At 40.2% G+C, this 16,977-nt stretch carries 16 protein-coding genes; 8 read left to right on the top strand and 8 right to left on the bottom strand.

From position 1 onward, the window contains the following. The first annotated feature begins 4 nt into the window (after positions 1-4). From O1Q81_RS04795 to O1Q81_RS04815, 5 genes are all read left to right on the top strand, one after another. Positions 5-322 (top strand): helix-turn-helix domain-containing protein, encoded by a 318-nt coding sequence (locus tag O1Q81_RS04795; protein ID WP_386696053.1) that lies wholly within the window; start codon positions 5-7, stop codon positions 320-322. A gap of 102 nt (positions 323-424) precedes the next feature. Beyond that, positions 425-1,249 (top strand): diaminopimelate epimerase, encoded by an 825-nt coding sequence (gene dapF, locus O1Q81_RS04800; protein WP_386696055.1) that lies wholly within the window; start codon positions 425-427, stop codon positions 1,247-1,249. Positions 1,250-1,280: 31 nt separating this feature from the next. Continuing rightward, positions 1,281-1,976: a DUF484 family protein gene (locus O1Q81_RS04805; RefSeq protein WP_386698503.1), complete on the top strand. Its 696-nt coding sequence runs from the start codon at positions 1,281-1,283 to the stop codon at positions 1,974-1,976. A 12-nt stretch (positions 1,977-1,988) separates the two neighbouring features. After that, complete coding sequence (gene xerC / locus O1Q81_RS04810; protein WP_386689982.1) at positions 1,989-2,873, top strand: tyrosine recombinase XerC; 885 nt, start codon at positions 1,989-1,991, stop codon at positions 2,871-2,873. Between the two features lie 10 nt (positions 2,874-2,883). Beyond that, entirely contained in the window at positions 2,884-3,597 is a 714-nt protein-coding gene (locus O1Q81_RS04815; RefSeq protein WP_386696057.1) for an HAD-IA family hydrolase, read from the top strand. Here the strand turns inward: O1Q81_RS04815 and O1Q81_RS04820 are convergent. The 6 genes from O1Q81_RS04820 to lpcA all read right to left on the bottom strand — a co-directional run bounded on the left by O1Q81_RS04820 (position 3,586) and on the right by lpcA (position 8,070). Next, positions 3,586-4,011 (bottom strand): EamA family transporter, encoded by a 426-nt coding sequence (locus O1Q81_RS04820; RefSeq protein ID WP_132302279.1) that lies wholly within the window; start codon positions 4,009-4,011, stop codon positions 3,586-3,588. The two genes, O1Q81_RS04815 and O1Q81_RS04820, sit on opposite strands and share 12 nt — an antisense overlap. A 263-nt stretch (positions 4,012-4,274) precedes the next feature. Next, entirely contained in the window at positions 4,275-4,958 is a 684-nt protein-coding gene (gene artM, locus O1Q81_RS04825) for an arginine ABC transporter permease ArtM (RefSeq protein WP_386698504.1), read from the bottom strand. Then, positions 4,958-5,629: an arginine ABC transporter permease ArtQ gene (gene artQ / locus O1Q81_RS04830; RefSeq protein WP_386689990.1), complete on the bottom strand. Its 672-nt coding sequence runs from the start codon at positions 5,627-5,629 to the stop codon at positions 4,958-4,960. Before artQ ends, artM begins: the two co-directional genes overlap by 1 nt. Beyond that, positions 5,629-6,345, bottom strand: a complete 717-nt coding sequence (locus tag O1Q81_RS04835) for a transporter substrate-binding domain-containing protein (protein ID WP_386698505.1) — start codon at positions 6,343-6,345, stop codon at positions 5,629-5,631. The genes artQ and O1Q81_RS04835 overlap by 1 nt, the downstream gene beginning before the upstream one ends. A gap of 30 nt (positions 6,346-6,375) precedes the next feature. Next, entirely contained in the window at positions 6,376-7,104 is a 729-nt protein-coding gene (gene artP, locus O1Q81_RS04840) for an arginine ABC transporter ATP-binding protein ArtP (protein ID WP_386690568.1), read from the bottom strand. Between the two features lie 381 nt (positions 7,105-7,485). Further along, a complete protein-coding gene (gene lpcA, locus O1Q81_RS04845) occupies positions 7,486-8,070 on the bottom strand; it encodes a D-sedoheptulose 7-phosphate isomerase (protein WP_386689997.1) in 585 nt (194 codons plus the stop codon). A 225-nt stretch (positions 8,071-8,295) separates the two neighbouring features. On the opposite strand from lpcA, the gene O1Q81_RS04850 reads away from it, so the two are divergent. The 3 genes from O1Q81_RS04850 (at position 8,296) to O1Q81_RS04860 (ending at position 12,699) form a co-directional block, all read left to right on the top strand. After that, positions 8,296-10,500, top strand: a complete 2,205-nt coding sequence (locus O1Q81_RS04850) for a FepA family TonB-dependent siderophore receptor (RefSeq protein WP_386698507.1) — start codon at positions 8,296-8,298, stop codon at positions 10,498-10,500. A 150-nt stretch (positions 10,501-10,650) separates the two neighbouring features. After that, positions 10,651-11,130 carry a cytidine deaminase gene (gene cdd / locus O1Q81_RS04855; RefSeq protein WP_386698508.1) on the top strand — a complete coding sequence of 160 codons (480 nt, stop codon included), beginning with the start codon at positions 10,651-10,653 and terminating at the stop codon, positions 11,128-11,130. 6 nt (positions 11,131-11,136) lie between these two features. Then, positions 11,137-12,699, top strand: coding sequence for an alpha/beta hydrolase (locus O1Q81_RS04860; RefSeq protein WP_386698510.1), 1,563 nt, complete (start codon positions 11,137-11,139; stop codon positions 12,697-12,699). A gap of 47 nt (positions 12,700-12,746) precedes the next feature. Here the strand turns inward: O1Q81_RS04860 and O1Q81_RS04865 are convergent, their stop codons facing one another. Then, entirely contained in the window at positions 12,747-13,139 is a 393-nt protein-coding gene (locus tag O1Q81_RS04865; RefSeq protein ID WP_386698512.1) for a GFA family protein, read from the bottom strand. Positions 13,140-13,179: 40 nt separating this feature from the next. Further along, positions 13,180-16,698 (bottom strand): transcription-repair coupling factor, encoded by a 3,519-nt coding sequence (mfd, locus tag O1Q81_RS04870; protein WP_386698514.1) that lies wholly within the window; start codon positions 16,696-16,698, stop codon positions 13,180-13,182. Between the last annotated feature and the right edge of the window lie 279 nt (positions 16,699-16,977).

Raw genomic sequence — 16,977 nt, forward strand, 5'->3', positions numbered from 1 at the left:
ATTTATGAAATATCGCAGTGAAATTTTTCAACAAATCCACGAAAATGCGATGGATTTATACGAAGTGGGTGGTATTGATGAAAAAACGATGAAAGAATTTGACGAGAGCTGCCTTGCCCCTAATTCCCCCAAAATTCTTTCTAGCCATGAGATTTACCAATTGCGTGAAAATGCTGGTATTTCGCAAAGCACTTTTGCAGATTATCTCAATGTGAGCAAAAGCCTTGTATCATCGTGGGAACGTGGTGTGAAGACACCAACGGGAGCTGCATTAAAATTATTGAATATTGTACAACAAAAAGGCATTGCCGCCATTGCCTAATCTTCTCACCAAACTTGTCTAAATTTCACGGCGTTGATTTACTCAACGCCCTTTGCCGATTATAATGCCAAATAACATAAACGAATTTTAAGGACGAAAACAATGCAGTTTTCTAAAATGCACGGTTTAGGCAATGATTTCGTGGTGGTGGATGCAGTGACACAGAATGTCTATTTTCCTGAAGAATTGATCAAAAAACTGGCTGACCGCCATCGTGGTATTGGTTTTGATCAGTTGTTAATCGTTGAACCGCCTTACGATCCTGAATTAGATTTTCATTATCGCATTTTTAATGCAGATGGGAGCGAAGTTGCCCAATGTGGCAATGGAGCGAGATGTTTTGCTCGTTTTGTGCTACTTAAAGGCTTAACTAATAAAAAAGATATTGCCGTCAGCACCGCAAAAGGCAATATGATGTTATCCGTGTTAGATGATGATAATGTGCGAGTTAATATGGGGGAACCTGTTTGGCAACCCAATAAAATTCCGTTTATTGCCAATAAATTTGAGAAAAATTATATTTTACGCACTGAAATTCAAACTGTGTTTGCTGGAGTGGTATCGATGGGGAATCCCCATTGTGTCGTACAAGTAGATGATATTGTCACTGCCAATGTGGAGCAACTCGGTCCATTGTTAGAGAATCATGAACGCTTTCCTGAACGTGTTAATGCGGGTTTTATGCAAGTGATCAATCGCAATCATATTAAATTGCGGGTGTATGAACGTGGTGCTGGTGAAACACAGGCTTGTGGCAGTGGGGCTTGTGCAGCGGCAGCAGTAGGGATAATGCAAGGATTGTTAGATAGTCAAGTACAGGTAGATTTACTAGGTGGTAGCCTGATGATTGAATGGCAAGGTGAAGGTTATCCTCTTTATATGACAGGTTCAGCAACCCATATTTATGATGGTGTGATTAAACTGTAAGGCACTTTTTTAGGGAAATGGGGGGAAAAAAATGAGCGAAAATATTTTAGAACAACAAGTCGTAAAATTTCTGCAAAACACACCGTACTTTTTTGCTCAACATTTAGATTTATTAGACACATTGGTCATTCCTCACGCTCAAAAAGGCTCACTTTCATTAGTGGAAATGCAATTAGAACGCCAACGAGAGCAGATTAAAATCTTACAAAGCGAACTCGCCATTTTTCAACAATTAGCTCATCAAGAACAGGATATTTTCTTCGCTTTAATGCCGTTACAGAAAAAATTAGCCAGTGCGGAAACCCTTGAGCAAGGCATTGAAATACTAAATCAGTGGGCGAAGAAATTTGATTTACAGCAGGTTAAACTGTTGTTATTTCGGGATAAATGGCAAGGGGAACAAATTAGCGATAAGAACTGGTTAGATCGCAAAGGCTTTGAATTGATTCGCCTTGAACGTTTTGGCTTACGCCGTTTTTATTTGGGCGAATTGAGTAATCGAGAAAAATCCTTACTGTTTTTGTTAGATGAATTGCCAGTAGGATCAGTGGCTTGCTGTTTGCTTGGGATTAAACCTAATCAGCATCAAGCTAATGGTATTTTGCTGTTTTCTGCTCGTGATACACAACATTTTTACAACGGACAAGACACCGCTTTTCTTTCTCATTTAGTGGATATTGTGGAATTGCATTTACACCGTTGGCTATTGCCCTGCGAAAAACAATAGCGAGAAAGCATAATGGAACAATGGCTACAAAAATACTACGATTTCTTACGTATTGAACGTCAACTGAGCCACCATACTTTGACGAATTATCAACGTCAATTAGCCGTGGTGCTAATCTTGCTGAATGAACAAGGGATTCAACATTGGCAGCAGGTTACGCCAAGTGTGGTGCGATTTATATTAGCCAGTAGTAAAAAATCTGGCTTACACGAAAAAAGCCTTGCTCTACGTTTGTCGGCGTTGCGGCAATTTTTAAGTTATTTAGTGGTGCAAGGGGAATTAAAGGTTAATCCAGCGATAGGCATTTCCGCCCCGAAACAAGGCAAGCATTTGCCGAAAAATATTGACAATGAACAAGTGGCTAAACTGTTGAATAATAACAGTAAAGAGCCGATTGATGTGCGAGATCGAGCTATGTTGGAATTAATGTACAGTTCAGGTTTACGTTTATCAGAATTGCAAGGATTGAATTTAACCAGCCTAAATATACGTACTCGAGAAGTGCGAGTGTTGGGGAAAGGTAATAAAGAGCGGATTTTGCCTTTTGGTCGCCACGCTTCAACGGCGATTCAAGATTGGCTCAAAGTGCGGTTATTATTTAACCCGAAAGATGATGCCTTATTTGTGAGTTCCCTTGGTAATCGAATGTCGCACCGTTCCATTCAAAAGCGGATGGAAATTTGGGGTATTCGTCAGGGTTTAAATGCTCACCTCAATCCGCACAAACTCCGCCATTCCTTTGCTACTCACATGCTTGAAGCCAGTTCTGATTTGCGAGCTGTGCAAGAGTTATTAGGGCATAGTAATCTGGCAACAACACAAATTTATACTCATTTAGATTTTAAACATTTGACTGATGTTTATGATCAGGCACATCCCCGTGCGAAAAGAAAATAGGAAAAACATAATGAAATTCTACCGCACTTTTACCCCTTTCAAGGTTATCAGCTTTGATCTTGATGATACGCTTTATGATAATGTCCCTGTGATTTATCAGGCAGAACAGCAATGTATCGAATTTCTGCGAAATGCAAGCCAAATTGCAGAATTAGGCAATGAAATGTGGTTTTCATGTAAACAACAGATTTTCCAACAAGATCCGATTTTCTGTGAAAATGTGACCGAATGGAGAATTAAAACTATTCATACGGTGTTACAAAAACACGGTAAAAGTGCGGTGGAAATTGAGCAACTTTGCAAAGCGTGCATTGAACATTTTTTACATTGGCGACATAAAATTACCGTACCACAAACCAGTATTAACCTACTCAACCAACTGAAAAAACGTTATCCTTTAGTGGCTATCACCAATGGCAATGTTGATCCATTACGTATTGATTTAACCCAATTTGATTTAATTTTGTGTGGTGGCGTACAAGGTCGAGCCAAACCTGAAGCTGATTTATTTCAACAAACTGCCCAGCATTTTGGTATCAAAACAAGTGAAATTTTACATGTTGGCGATAATTTGATTACTGATGTACAAGGTGCAATTCAAGCGGGTTGCCAAGCGGTTTGGTTAAATCTATCGGGCAAAGGCATGAGTCAATTTAGTGAAGCACGATTATTGCCTAGTGTGGAAATGGCTGACTTAACTGAGCTTCTTTTACTACAAGGCTAAGACTAATACACCAGATAAAATCAAAATTGATCCTATTAATAGTTTTAAGCTAAAAGGTTCGCCAAGCACCACAATCCCTAAAATAATCGCAATCACCACGCTTAATTTATCAATCGGAGCAACCCAAGAGGCGGGGGCGAGTTGTAAAGCTCGGTAATAACAGAGCCACGACAAACCCGTAGCAACCCCCGAAAGCACTAAGAATGTGAAAGGACGAGCAGCGATATGTTGTGGCAGTTGCCATTCGTTACGCATAGTAATAATGCCAGCTACAACAAAGAAAATGACGATAGTGCGAATGAATGTCGCAAGATTGCTATTCATGCCCTCTACCCCAAGTTTACCAAAAATAGCTGTTAATCCTGCGAAAAAAGCAGAACCGATAGCGAACCAAAGCCAATTTGTTTGGAACATTTTTTCTTCCTTTTATCCAATATGTCCCCGTCTTTGCCGCCTGAAAATCCATAAATTTTTAGGAAAATGGCATCTGTTTGAGCGTAGCGAGTTCAGCCATTTTCCGTTAAAAAAATTTATGGATTTTCAGGAAACAAGGCAAAATCGGGGCGTGTTTCTTTTTGCTTACTTTTGCTTTGCACGAGCAAAGAAAAAGTAAGTCGCCATCGGCGAAATCCGATCTTAATAAACACAAAAAGCGTGACAAAAACAAGAAAAAATAATTAGGCTTTCGTCACTTCCAATCGTTCAAACCGCAAAACATACCGTTCTAAACGACGTAATAATAACGTAGCTACCCCTGTAATCACAAGATAAATCAAGCCAGCCAAACCATAAATCGTAATGGCATCGTATTCCGTACCATAAAGCTGTCTTGCATAACCCATAATATCCATTAAGGTAATCGTGGAGGCAAGGGAAGTGCCTTTAAACACTAAAATAATTTCATTGGTATAAGAGGGTAATGCACGTTTTAATCCATAAGGCACTAAAATTTTTAGCGTTTGCCAACGGCTTAAACCTAATGCCGCACAACTTTCCCATTGACCTTTAGGAATCGCTTTCATCGCCCCATGAAACAGTTGAGTAGAGTAGGCAGCACTGTTTAAAGCTAAGGTTAACATAGCACAGAACCAAGCATCTGACAATAATAGCCAACATGGACTATTCACAATCCATTGAAATTGCCCAGGACCTGAATAAATCAGAAAGAATTGTACTAACAATGGCGTACCCGTGAATAAAACTAAGTAAAAATTCACCGCACTTTTAACAATTTTATTTCCCAGCGAAAGCAAAAAGGTGAGCAATACCGCTAATATAAATGCAATGGTTAAAGATACGGCGGTTAAGATCAAACTGGTTGGAATGCCTTGTGCAATAACCGATAAATAATCTTGCCACATTATCTCACCCCACGTTCAAATTTAGTGAAACGAATTTCAAGTTTGCGAATAAATACCTGACTAATCAAGGTGATACAAAGATAAATAAAGGCTGCCAAGGCATACCAAGTAAAAGGTTGGTGAGTTCGGGTATTGATCAATTCCGCTTGTCGCATCAGATCGCTCACACCAATTAAGGAAATTAACGCTGTATCTTTTAATAGCACTAACCATTGATTACTTAAACCCGGTAAAGCGTGTCGCCATACTTGGGGTAACACAAGCCGAATAAAAGTATAAGGACGGCTTAAACCAAGAGCCGCACCACTTTCCCATTGCCCTACTGGAATAGCTTGAATTGCCCCACGTAAGGATTGAGAAGCGTAAGCTGCAAAAATAAGAGAAAGGGCTAATACGCCGCAACTAAAGGCACTAAATTCCACATATTCGCCAGTAATTTTTTCCACTAATTCGGTTGAACCGAAATAAATCAGCAACACGACAATAATTTCGGGCAAACCACGCAATAAACTGACAAATATAGAGGTTGGAGTACGCACACAAGCCAGTTTATTCATCTCAAGTGCGGTGAAAATTAACGAAAAAAATAAGCCCACAATCAGCGAACAAACCGCTAACCCTAAGGTCATTAGGGTAGCGGAATACATTAAAGGGAGATAATCGAAAAACATTATTTCGCTGTCATCCATTTATCATAGATTTTTTGATATTCACCACTAGCTTTTACCGCGGCTAGTCCTTTGTTTAATTCATCAACTAATGCTTTATTTTTTAAGTTAACAGCAATACCTAAACCATTGCCGAAATAACGTTGATTTTCAACTTTTTCACCAGAGAATGTTAGATCATCATTATGATTAATCATATCCAATAACACTGGCATATCACCAAAAATAGCATCAATACGACCATTTTTAATATCTAACACAGCTTCTTGTAATGACGCATAAGGTTTTGGTGTATATTTAGTTTCTTTCACAATATAACTTTGGAATGTCGTACCATTTTGTACACCAACGGTTTTAATTGAATTGAAATCAACCCCTTTTTTGGCAATAAAGGTTGCAGCACTCGCAAAATAAGAATCACTGAATAATACTTGTTTGGCACGAGCTTCAGTAATATCAATCGCCGAAATAGCCGCATCAAAACGTTTTTGTTTTAAACCTTGAATTAATGAATCAAAGGCTTGACTTTGGAAAGAGCAGTTGGCTTGAATTTCTTTACAAATCGCATTTGCTACATCCACATCAAGACCGATAATCTCGCCTTTCTCATTGGTCATTTCGAATGGTGGATAACTTGCTTCCATGGCAAAGCTAATATCTTTCGCTTGAGTAGCCAATGCAGTACCGACTAAAAGTGCAGTTAAGAGTAATTTTTTCATAATGTTATGTCCTTGTTATTAATATAAGAGTTAGTGAGAGAGATATTGTTTAAACTGTTCAGTTTGTGGATTTTCAAAACAACTGGCATCACCTGCTTCCACAATATGCCCTTGTTCCATATACACCACTTTGGTTGCCACTTTGCGAGCCACATTGACTTCGTGAGTGACAATCACTTGAGTAATTCCAGTTTGTTGTAATTCCTGAATAATCGACACAATTTGAGCAGTGATTTCAGGATCTAAAGCAGCGGTCGGTTCGTCAAATAACAACACTTGCGGTTTCATCATCAATGCCCGAGCAATCGCTACACGTTGTTGCTGACCGCCTGAAAGCTGTAATGGAAAGCGATCGGCGTGTTCTTCCAAACGCAAACGGGAAAGTAATTCCATCGCTTGTTGTTTGGCTTCGGCTTGCGTTAAGCCTAAAATTTTCATTGGTGCTTCAATTAAATTTTCTAATACCGTAAAGTGTGGCCATAAATTATATTGTTGAAATACCATGCCGACATTTTTGCGTAATTGTAAAATTTGTTTTGGATCGCTTTTTTGGGATAAATCAAATTGATTGTTAGCAATATTTAATTGTCCTGAAGTCGGGACTTCTAATAAATTCAAGGTTCGAATCAAGGTACTTTTGCCTGCACCACTGGGACCGAGTAATACGATGGTATCGCCGTCTTCTGCACTTAGGCTAATGTCAAACAGTGCTTGGCTTGATCCGTAAAAGAAATTGAGATTTTGAACACTAATAGTCATTGATGGATGTTCTCTTTATTTGTGAATTGAAAATATATTACTTATTTTTGCATAAGTATGCAATGTGAAATGTTAAATTTGAATAAAAATTTATTTGTTGGGTTTCGCCATGTTCCTTACTTTTCTTTGCTTGTGCAAAGAAAAGTAACAAAAGAAACACACCCCGATTTTGCCTTGTTTCCTGAAAATGCTTTAATTTGCTTAACGGAAAAGTTGTAAACTCGCTACGCTTAGACAGTACAACTTTTCCTACAAATTAAAGCATTTTCAGGCGGCAAAGACGGGGACCCTGTTTTAGGCAGGGAAAAATGACGGGGGCGGATACATAGATCCGCCCCGATGAGTGCGATTAAAATTTAATGGAAAACTGCGGTCAAAAATTTACGAATTTTTTGCCATTTCAAATTCAATTAACATCATTAAAATATGAATCACTTTAATATGAATTTCTTGAATACGATCCGCATAACGGAAATGAGGGACACGGATTTCAACATCGGCTAAACCTGCCATTTTACCACCGTCTTTGCCAGTCATTGCAATCACTTTCATACCTTTAGCTTTAGCAGCTTCAATGGCGTTTAAGATATTTTTAGAATTACCAGAAGTGGATAAGCCAAATAACACATCGCCTTTTTGTCCAACGGCTTCCACATAACGAGAGAACACATATTCATAGCCAAAGTCATTACTCACACAGCTCAAATGGCTGACATCAGAAATCGCAATGGCAGGATAACCTGGGCGATTTTCACGATAACGTCCTGTTAATTCTTCCGCAAAGTGCATGGCATCACAGTGCGACCCACCGTTACCACAAGATAACACTTTACCGCCTTGTTTGAAGCTATCCGAAATGAGAAGTGCGGCTTGTTGAATGAGTTTGATGTTATTTTCATCAGCAATAAATTTATTTAATACATCTTGTGCTTCCACTAATTCGGCTTTGATTTGATCTAAGTACATGGTTTTTACCTTATTTATGTTATTGAATAAAAAGGATTATATAGCAAAAGTGCGGTGAGAATCTATGATAAATTTATTTTTATGGATACTTTTATTAATTTTAATGATAACTATTTGCAAAAATTTTCTTGTTTGTGTATGATTTCACCGTTTTACGCCGATCCTATAGTAGGACTAAATTAAGGGTGATCCCCTTATTTTTTATTTGTAACGTAAGGAATAAGAATGAAAAAGAAGCAAACCAAATTCACATGCAAATTATCTTTAGTGAGTTTGTCTGTTTTAAGCAGTTTTGCTATGGCTGTGGAAAGTACGCAAAACGTAGAAGAGCTTGAGACAATTCACGTTACTGCAGAACAGCAATTACAACAATCCCTTGGAGTCTCCCAAATTTCCAAAACTGATTTGGAAAAACGTCCTGTTGCCAATGACGTATCTGAATTATTACGCACCATGCCAGGGGTAAATCTAACGGGTAACAGTTCAACCGCTCAACGTGGTAACAAACGCCAAATTGATATTCGTGGCATGGGACCTGAAAATACCTTGATTTTAATTGATGGTAAACCTGTTACTTCGCGTAATGCAGAACGTATGGGGCGACGTGGTGAGCGTAATACACGAGGGGATTCTAACTGGGTGCCACCTGAACAAATTGAAAGTATCACGGTATTACGTGGTCCTGCCGCAGCACGTTATGGCTCGGGTGCCATGGGTGGGGTGGTGAATATTAAAACCAAACCAGTCAGTAATGAATTAAAAGGTTCCGTGACTTATTACACTAACCAACCAAGAGATAACTCTGAGGGTTCAACGAGTCGTGTCGGCTTTGATTTGAGTGGACCAGTGATTAAAGATGTATTGGCTTTCCGTTTATACGGTAGTGCGAATAAAACCAAAGCGGATGCAGTAAATATCAATCAAGAAGCATCAAGTAGTAATATTGCAGGGGTTGAAGGGGTGCGTAACCGTGATATTGCAGGGCGTTTAGAATGGAAAATTGATCCTCGCCAAACCTTAACCTTTGATTCCAGTTTTAGTCGCCAAGGTAATATTTATAATGGCGATACACAGTTGAGCAATGCCGCAGGGTTCACAACGGTTCTTCGTGAAAACGGTATGGAAACTGCACGTTTATATCGTTCAGCTTACTCTTTAACCCATAAAGGTGAATGGAATTGGGGGAATACGGAAAATAGCATTAGTTATGAGCGTACTAAAAATAGTCGTTTACCTGAAGGATTAGTTGGTGGAGGCGAGGGGAGCTATAGTTCAACTAGCAATTATTCTGACAGTAGGTTAACTAATTTACGTCTTCAATCTGAAGCCAATATTCCGTTTACTTTAGGTGTGTCGCAAGTATTAACAGTAGGTGCTGAATATAATCATGCTAAATTAGATGACCCACAATCGATGACGCAACCGTATCGGGTGTCTGTATCAGGGTTTGATATTGGTACAAATCGTAGTGGTGAAAAATCCCAAAGTAACATTGCGGTTTTTGCCGAAGATAATATTTATGTCACAGAACGTACTATTGTTATTCCATCTCTTCGCTTTGACTATAATACCGACAGTGGTTCAAACTGGAGTCCAGCATTAAATATCTCCCATCAACTTAATGATATGTTTACCATTAAAGGCGGTATTGCTCGTGCTTATAAAGCACCAAATTTATATCAAGTTAATCCTAATTATTTGTTGTATAGTCTAGGTGCAGGTTGCCCTTTGCCGAGTGCGGCTAATGGTTATACCGTTTATAATATGTCTTGTTATATTTTGGGTAATGAGAATTTAAAACCTGAAACTAGCGTCAATAAAGAAATTGGTTTAGAGTTTGAGCATAACGGTTGGCAAGCATCGCTTACCTACTTCCATAATGCTTATCGCAATAAAATTGTTACAGGAGAACGAGCGGTATGGTCAAATGGTAATGGTGGGGCAGGGCATGTGTTCCAATGGGCAAATACACCAAAAGCCACGGTTGAGGGCTTTGAAGGAAACTTAGTGATTCCCGTATTGGAAAACTTAACATGGAGCAATAACTTCTCTTATATGCGTAAGTCAGAAGATTATCAAGGTAACCCATTGTCGATTATTCCAAAACACACCATTAACAGCACTTTAGCATACCAAGCAACAGAAAAATTGGATATGAATCTCACCTTTACTCATTATGGTCGCCAAAAACCACGTACCGTGGCGATTATTAAAAATGAAACGTTATCAGCGACATTGTTAACTTATGATGAAATCGGGAGCTACGGAGTTTGGGGAATCAATGCAGGTTATCAATTTAACAAGCACTTTAGCGGTCGTATTGGAATGACCAATGTGTTTAATAAAAAACTTTATCGCACAAATAATGGTGCGCAAAGTTATAATGAACATGGACGATCTATTTATATGACAGCTAAATTATCATTCTAATAGAAAATAAATTGTTTAAAGGCGGATATGATTTCCGCCTTTCTTAATTTCGTTTGGATTGAATGGTTAAAATGTTGAGTGTATGATAAGAAAATATATATCAGATGCTAAATCTTAGGAAAGAGATCACGATGAAATTAAGGAGAAAACATGCAAAAACAACTTAATATAAATTACCAGAATTTCAAATCATACAATGAATTAAACGACATTGAAAAAAAACTGTTTGATGAGGCAAAAGCTGCTAGAAAGAAAGCCTATGCCCCTTATTCTCATTTTTTAGTAGGTTGTGCCATTTTGTTGGAAAATGGCGAAATTATTTCAGGCAACAATCAAGAAAATGCAGCCTATCCTTCTGGGTTATGTGCGGAAAGAACCGCTATTTATTGGGCTTCAGCGAATTATCCAGATCAAAAGATTTTAAAAATATTCGTGGTCGGTGCACCAGAAGATGAAATGAAAAATAGCCCAGTCCCACCTTGTGGAGCCTGTCGGCAAAGTATTTTGGAATACGAAACCAAACAAGCACAAAATATTGAAATCTATTTCGCGTCTATCTCTGGCGAGATTTTTAAAACCTATTCGATCAAAGATTTATTGCCGTTTAATTTTGATGTGTCATTTTTGTAGAAAACAATGAAAAAAACCACCGCACTTTTATTAATGAGTATGAGTACATTTGCTTACAGCCAATCCATTTCCTTGCAAAATGGCGATTTTGTCAAAGGGGAATTTACTGTCACAGACAAAGACGGGGCAGATTTAGCCATTGTTTTTGCGGATAACAGCGAGCGGTGGTTGTTGCAAAATGTGGTGGGCAAGAAAGAATTTGTATTCAAAGCCGAGCAAACAGGCACGGCGGATTTTGTGATTTATCCGTCTAAAGCTGAAAAAACTGAAAAGGCTGAAAAAGCTGAAAAAGCCGAAACGGCACATTATCAGATTCAGATTTTGCAACAGATTCCTGTGGCGGAACAACAGGCGTTGCCTGCAAAATACCTTAGTCCAACTATTCAACAGCTTGCCGAACAATTAACCGAACAGAATAAAACCGTACGGCTAGATGAATTTTGGCAAAAGATCACCCAACAAGGTTTGCCCCTCATTGAACCTGTTGAAAATAGTAATCAAAGCATCGTCACGTTTTTATGGCGTGGGGCAAAACAAAATGTGTGGTTGTGGGGTTCGCCGAGCCGTGAAGATCATCATGATCAGCTTGAACGTCTGTTCGGTTCGGATATTTGGTTTAAATCTTATCAACTGCCTAATGACAGTCTGGTTTCCTACGGTTTTGCTCCCGATGTACCGACTTTACCCGTCAACCAAGGTGAGCAACGCCGAGCTATATTAGCCACCTTGCAAGCCGATCCTTTTAACCCGAATACTTATCCAGCCAAGCCGAAATATCCGCAGGATAGATTTAGTTATGTGTCGGCATTAAAACTGAAAAATACACCACAATCGCCTTGGCTTAAACCACAAAATGCACCGCAAGGTAAGTTGCAAACGCATCAATTTCATAGCCAAATTTTGGTGAATAGCCGCCGTGTACAGATTTACCTGCCTGCTCATTTTGAACCGAACAATCCCGATCTTCGCTTGCTGTTTTTATTTGACGGCACGGATTATGTGGATAAAGTCCCGACTCCAATGATATTGGATAATCTGATTGCCCAAGGCAAAATTCCACCGACAGTTACGGTGTTTATTGATAATCCAACCACCCAAGCCAGAAGAGCGGAATTACCGCCCAATCCCGATTTTGCCAAAATGATCGCAACGGAATTATATCCTTGGGTAAGCCAACAGCTAGGTATAAAAATTGCCGCAAAACACACCGCACTTGCAGGCTCTAGCTTCGGCGGATTAGCCACCGCTTATATCGCCAATCAATATCCTGATATTTTTGGCAATGCTCTGGTGTTGTCAGGTTCGTTTTGGTGGAAAGATCCGCAACAAAGCCCGCAATTTAACAACGCAATGGCACATTTATATGCCAGCCAAGCAACAAAAAATCTTCATTTTTTTATCAGTGCAGGGATTTATGAGCAAACCATTTTAAACAGCTCAAGGCATTTTAAAGATGTGTTGATAGCAAAAAATTACCCTGTGATCTATAAAGAATACGCTTCCGAACACGGTTATTTTTCATGGCAAACGATTTTGCCTGAGGGCTTGCTGGCGTTGTTTGGTCAGTAAAGCATAATCGTATTGATGGTGGGTTTACCCCACCTATCATCTAATCACTATGCCATTTTTTCCAACACTTCCGCTTCAGTCAATTTCGGTACATCATTTTTTAGTTCATAGAAAGACGGCTTTTTGTCGATAAAAATTTCGTCTTCCAAGGTAAACGTGGTTTGCCCGTAAAATAAGCCAGTGGAAACATAATAATGTTGCGTACCCAGCATGTGATAATAAAGATGTGAACCGCAATTTCGGCAAAACGCACGTTCCGCCCATGGGGAAGATTGATAACAAGCAATATGTTCGTTTCCTGTGGTTTCTATTTTTTCACTATGAAATGAAAATAATGGACCGCTGTTCCAGCGTTGACACATACCGCAATGGCAGACACTGGCGTTTTGATTATCGGCAACCGTGAGCGTGATTGCTCCACATAGACATTGACCTTTCATGATGTTATTCTCCTTTGATGATGTTTATCATCGTTCGATTTTACCACAAACTCCCCAACAAATTCTTGATAAATTCCAACCGCACTTTTGCCTGTTCTAAATTGCAAGTAAAGCGAAATTTCGTTGGTCCGTCAAATTTAAATACCGCTGGTTGCTGTTTGATTAAGGCTAAAAACTTCATCGGATCAATATCCGCCGTTGGGTTAAATTCTACAAAGCCACCGTGGGCGGTGCCGTCTATTTTAGTCACTTTGAGCGGTTTTGCTATTAATCGTAGTTCGGCAATTTGCATTAAGTTTTGGGTCGGTTCGGGCAATAAACCAAAACGGTCAATCAATTCCACTTTCAATTCATCAAGGGCGGCTTTGTTTTCTGCCCCTGCAATACGTTTATAGAAAGACAACCGCATATTCACATCGCCCAAATAATCATCAGGTAACAGGGCAGGTACACGCAAATCAATTTCCACTTGCTGTTGGGTGAGTTCGTCCAAACTTGGCTCACGCCCTTCTTTCATCGCTTTCACCGCACTTTCCAGCAATTCCATATACAGGCTAAAGCCGATGCTTTCAATTTGTCCGCTTTGTTCTTGCCCGAGTAATTCGCCAGCCCCACGAATTTCTAAATCGTGAGTGGCAAGAATAAAGCCAGCCCCGAGATTATCCAAACTTTCAAGGGCTTCAAGGCGTTTTACCGCATCTTTGCTGATGAGTTTCGGCGGCGGTGTAAGCAAATAGGCATAGGCTTGATGATGGGAACGCCCAACCCGTCCACGCAGTTGGTGCAGTTGAGCCAAACCGAAATTATCCGCCCGTTCAATAATAATAGTATTCGCCGTTGGCACATCAATGCCTGTTTCAATAATGGTGGAGCAGACCAACACATTAAAACGTTGATGATAAAAATCCGACATCACCCGTTCAAGATCCCGTTCCCGCATTTGACCGTGACCGATCGTTACCCTTGCTTCAGGGACAAGTGCGGTGATTTTTTCCGCACATTTTTCAATGCTTGCCACATCATTATGCAAATAATACACCTGACCGCCACGCAGGATTTCACGCAAAATCGCTTCCCGAATAATCAAATCATCCGCTTGTCGCACAAAGGTTTTAATAGTTAAACGGCGAGCAGGGGGCGTGGAAATAATAGACAAATCCCGAATGCCATTCATCGCCATATTCAGCGTGCGTGGAATCGGTGTCGCAGTCAGGGTCAGAATGTCAATATTGGCACGCAGCTGTTTGATTTTCTCTTTTTGTCGCACGCCGAAACGGTGTTCTTCATCAATAATCAGCAAACCGAGATCGCTAAATTTCACATCCGATTGAATCAGTTTATGGGTGCCGATTAGAATATCCACCTTGCCCTCGGCGAGATTGTCCAAAATCTGCTTTTGTTGTTTGGCGGTTTTAAAGCGTGACACCATTTCCACATTGACAGGCAAATTGGCAAAGCGGTCTTTGAAATTGTCAAAATGTTGTTGAGCCAGTAGCGTAGTTGGCACCAGTACTGCCACCTGCTTATGATTCATCACCGCCAAAAATGCGGCACGCATTGCCACTTCGGTTTTGCCAAAGCCCACATCACCACACACCAGCCGATCCATCGCTTTCGGTTGACACATATCGGAAATCACCGCATTAATTGCCATTTCTTGATCAAGGGTTTCTTCAAATGGAAACGTTGCTGCAAAGGCTTGATAGTCTTGTTTATCATATTGAAACGCAAAGCCTTTTTTTACTTCACGTTCGGCATACACATCAAGCAGTTCCGCTGCCACATCACGGATTTTTTCTGCCGCTTTGGAACGGGCTTTTCCCCAGGCATCACTGCCGAGTTTATGCAAGGGGGCGGTTTCATCGCTACCGCCCACATAACGGCTGATTAAATGCAGACTGGCGACAGGCACATACAATTTTGCATCGTTGGCATAAGTCAACAGCAAATATTCCGCTTTCACACCAGCATTTTCAAGGGTGACTAAACCGCCGTAACGCCCCACTCCGTGATCCAAATGTACCACTGCTTGTCCGATTTTTAGTTCTGCAAGGTTGCGAATGAGTGTATCGGGATTCACTGTTTTGCGTTTGTCACGGCTACGTTGTTGGACTCTTGAGCCTAATAATTCATTTTCAGAAATGATGGCAATTTTGACCGCAGTTTCTAAGATGAAACCTTGATCTAACGGGCTAATTTTTAGCCCGAACTTCGGCAATTTTTCGGGCGGACACATCGGTCCGCCCCTACGATTTATTTTATCGCTCAATCCTTGTAGGGGCGGATCTACGTATCCGCCCATATTATTCGGAGAAAATAATTGAATCTGTTTCGGCTTAATTTTTAACGGTGCCAACAAATCCAACAAAGTTTCTCGCCGTCCTTCGCTTTCCACCGAAAATAAAATTTTGTCGTCAAATTGTTCGATAAATTGGCGTAATGCCTGTAATGGCTCTTTTTGTTGGGCTTGAATTTGCAACTCAGGCAATGGACTTACGCTTAAATTGGTTTGCCGAACGGATTTTTTCAAGGTTTCGGTTTTTAATGAAATGCGTGGATATTGCTTCAAACGGCGGTTAATTTCGTCAATTTTGAGCCAAAGTTGAGCAGGGGGTAACAGCGGTCGCATTGGATCCACTTTGCGACTTTCAAAACGGCTTTCCGCATCTTGATAAAACCGCTCGCCTTGGGTTTGATAGCCGTCAAGATCCACAAATAGGGTGTTTGGCGGCAAATAATCAAACAGGGTCGCCATTTGCTCAAAAAACAGCGGTTGCCAGTATTCAATGCCCGACACCAGTGTGCCTTTGCTCACTTGCTGATAAATATGCTCGGGATCACGGCGGATTTCGCCAAAGGTTTCCCGAAATTGGCTGCGGAAAAATTCAATGCCACGGCTATCGGTAGGAAATTCGTGAGCAGGCAACAGATTAATTTTGTCAATTTCAGTCAGCGTACGTTGGCTGTCCACATCAAAGGTGCGAATACTGTCAATTTCATCATCAAAAAAATCCAACCGAAATGGCTCGCTGCTCCCCATTGGGAACAAATCCAACAGCGAACCCCGTACGGCAAATTCGCCCACTTCCAATACCTGCTCCACCGCTCGATAGCCTGCATTTTCAAGGTTCAACCGCATTTTTTCGATATTCAGCCGATCACCTTTTTTAATCAACAGCACATTTTGGCTTAAAAATGACGGTGGACAAAGGCGTTGCATTAAGGTGGTAATCGGCAAAATTAACACGCCCAGTTTGGCTTGTTGCAAGTAAAACAGGCTACTTAGCCGTGCGGAAATAATGTCTTGATGGGGCGAAAACGCATCATAAGGCAAGGTTTCCCAATCGGGAAACAGTTGCACGGCTGGCAAAGTTTGGCGTAAAAGTTTTTCCAAACGCGCCGCAGTTTTGCTGTCTTGCGTAACGATAACGGTTAGCCCTTGATATTGCTGGGCAATTTGGCTTAAGGCAAAACTGTCTGCACCTGCAAGGACGTTGCCGAGCAGTTTGTGATCTTGGGGTTGAGTGGGGATATCTAATTGGAAAAAGGCGTTGTTCATTATTATGTTGCGTTAAGAAGATAGAAATTATGTCTATCTTAAAGGAAAAAGAGGGAATTTCGCAATGCTTTTGTGTTTGGAGAGAATGTGCCTACGCTATTTTTGTTGAATGGTTGGGACTATGCTATCAAAAAATTTTTTCAGAAATTTTGTGATCGGTATCTCATTTTTGAAAATTGCCCTTTGATTGGAGTGTTTTTTTTTTTGTATGATGTTCCTTGAATAATTAATTCAGAAAACTCTATCTTATAAACTATATACCTTAATTAAGGGGAAAAT

It is taken from the genome of Lonepinella sp. MS14436 (genome assembly GCF_042470565.1).
Classification (GTDB): Bacteria; Pseudomonadota; Gammaproteobacteria; order Enterobacterales; family Pasteurellaceae; genus Lonepinella.

Excerpts from the sequence above, each read along its gene's own strand:
- artQ (WP_386689990.1), bottom strand. The coding sequence starts at position 5,629 with ATGTTTTTCGATTATCTCCCTTTAATGTATTCCGCTACCCTAATGACC.
- O1Q81_RS04815 (WP_386696057.1), top strand. The coding sequence starts at position 2,884 with ATGAAATTCTACCGCACTTTTACCCCTTTCAAGGTTATCAGCTTTGAT.
- lpcA (WP_386689997.1), bottom strand. The coding sequence starts at position 8,070 with ATGTACTTAGATCAAATCAAAGCCGAATTAGTGGAAGCACAAGATGTA.
- O1Q81_RS04865 (WP_386698512.1), bottom strand. The coding sequence starts at position 13,139 with ATGAAAGGTCAATGTCTATGTGGAGCAATCACGCTCACGGTTGCCGAT.
- mfd (WP_386698514.1), bottom strand. The coding sequence starts at position 16,698 with ATGAACAACGCCTTTTTCCAATTAGATATCCCCACTCAACCCCAAGAT.
- O1Q81_RS04835 (WP_386698505.1), bottom strand. The coding sequence starts at position 6,345 with ATGAAAAAATTACTCTTAACTGCACTTTTAGTCGGTACTGCATTGGCT.
- O1Q81_RS04850 (WP_386698507.1), top strand. The coding sequence starts at position 8,296 with ATGAAAAAGAAGCAAACCAAATTCACATGCAAATTATCTTTAGTGAGT.
- dapF (WP_386696055.1), top strand. The coding sequence starts at position 425 with ATGCAGTTTTCTAAAATGCACGGTTTAGGCAATGATTTCGTGGTGGTG.
- O1Q81_RS04795 (WP_386696053.1), top strand. The coding sequence starts at position 5 with ATGAAATATCGCAGTGAAATTTTTCAACAAATCCACGAAAATGCGATG.
- O1Q81_RS04805 (WP_386698503.1), top strand. The coding sequence starts at position 1,281 with ATGAGCGAAAATATTTTAGAACAACAAGTCGTAAAATTTCTGCAAAAC.
- O1Q81_RS04860 (WP_386698510.1), top strand. The coding sequence starts at position 11,137 with ATGAAAAAAACCACCGCACTTTTATTAATGAGTATGAGTACATTTGCT.
- artP (WP_386690568.1), bottom strand. The coding sequence starts at position 7,104 with ATGACTATTAGTGTTCAAAATCTCAATTTCTTTTACGGATCAAGCCAA.
- xerC (WP_386689982.1), top strand. The coding sequence starts at position 1,989 with ATGGAACAATGGCTACAAAAATACTACGATTTCTTACGTATTGAACGT.
- O1Q81_RS04820 (WP_132302279.1), bottom strand. The coding sequence starts at position 4,011 with ATGTTCCAAACAAATTGGCTTTGGTTCGCTATCGGTTCTGCTTTTTTC.
- artM (WP_386698504.1), bottom strand. The coding sequence starts at position 4,958 with ATGTGGCAAGATTATTTATCGGTTATTGCACAAGGCATTCCAACCAGT.
- cdd (WP_386698508.1), top strand. The coding sequence starts at position 10,651 with ATGCAAAAACAACTTAATATAAATTACCAGAATTTCAAATCATACAAT.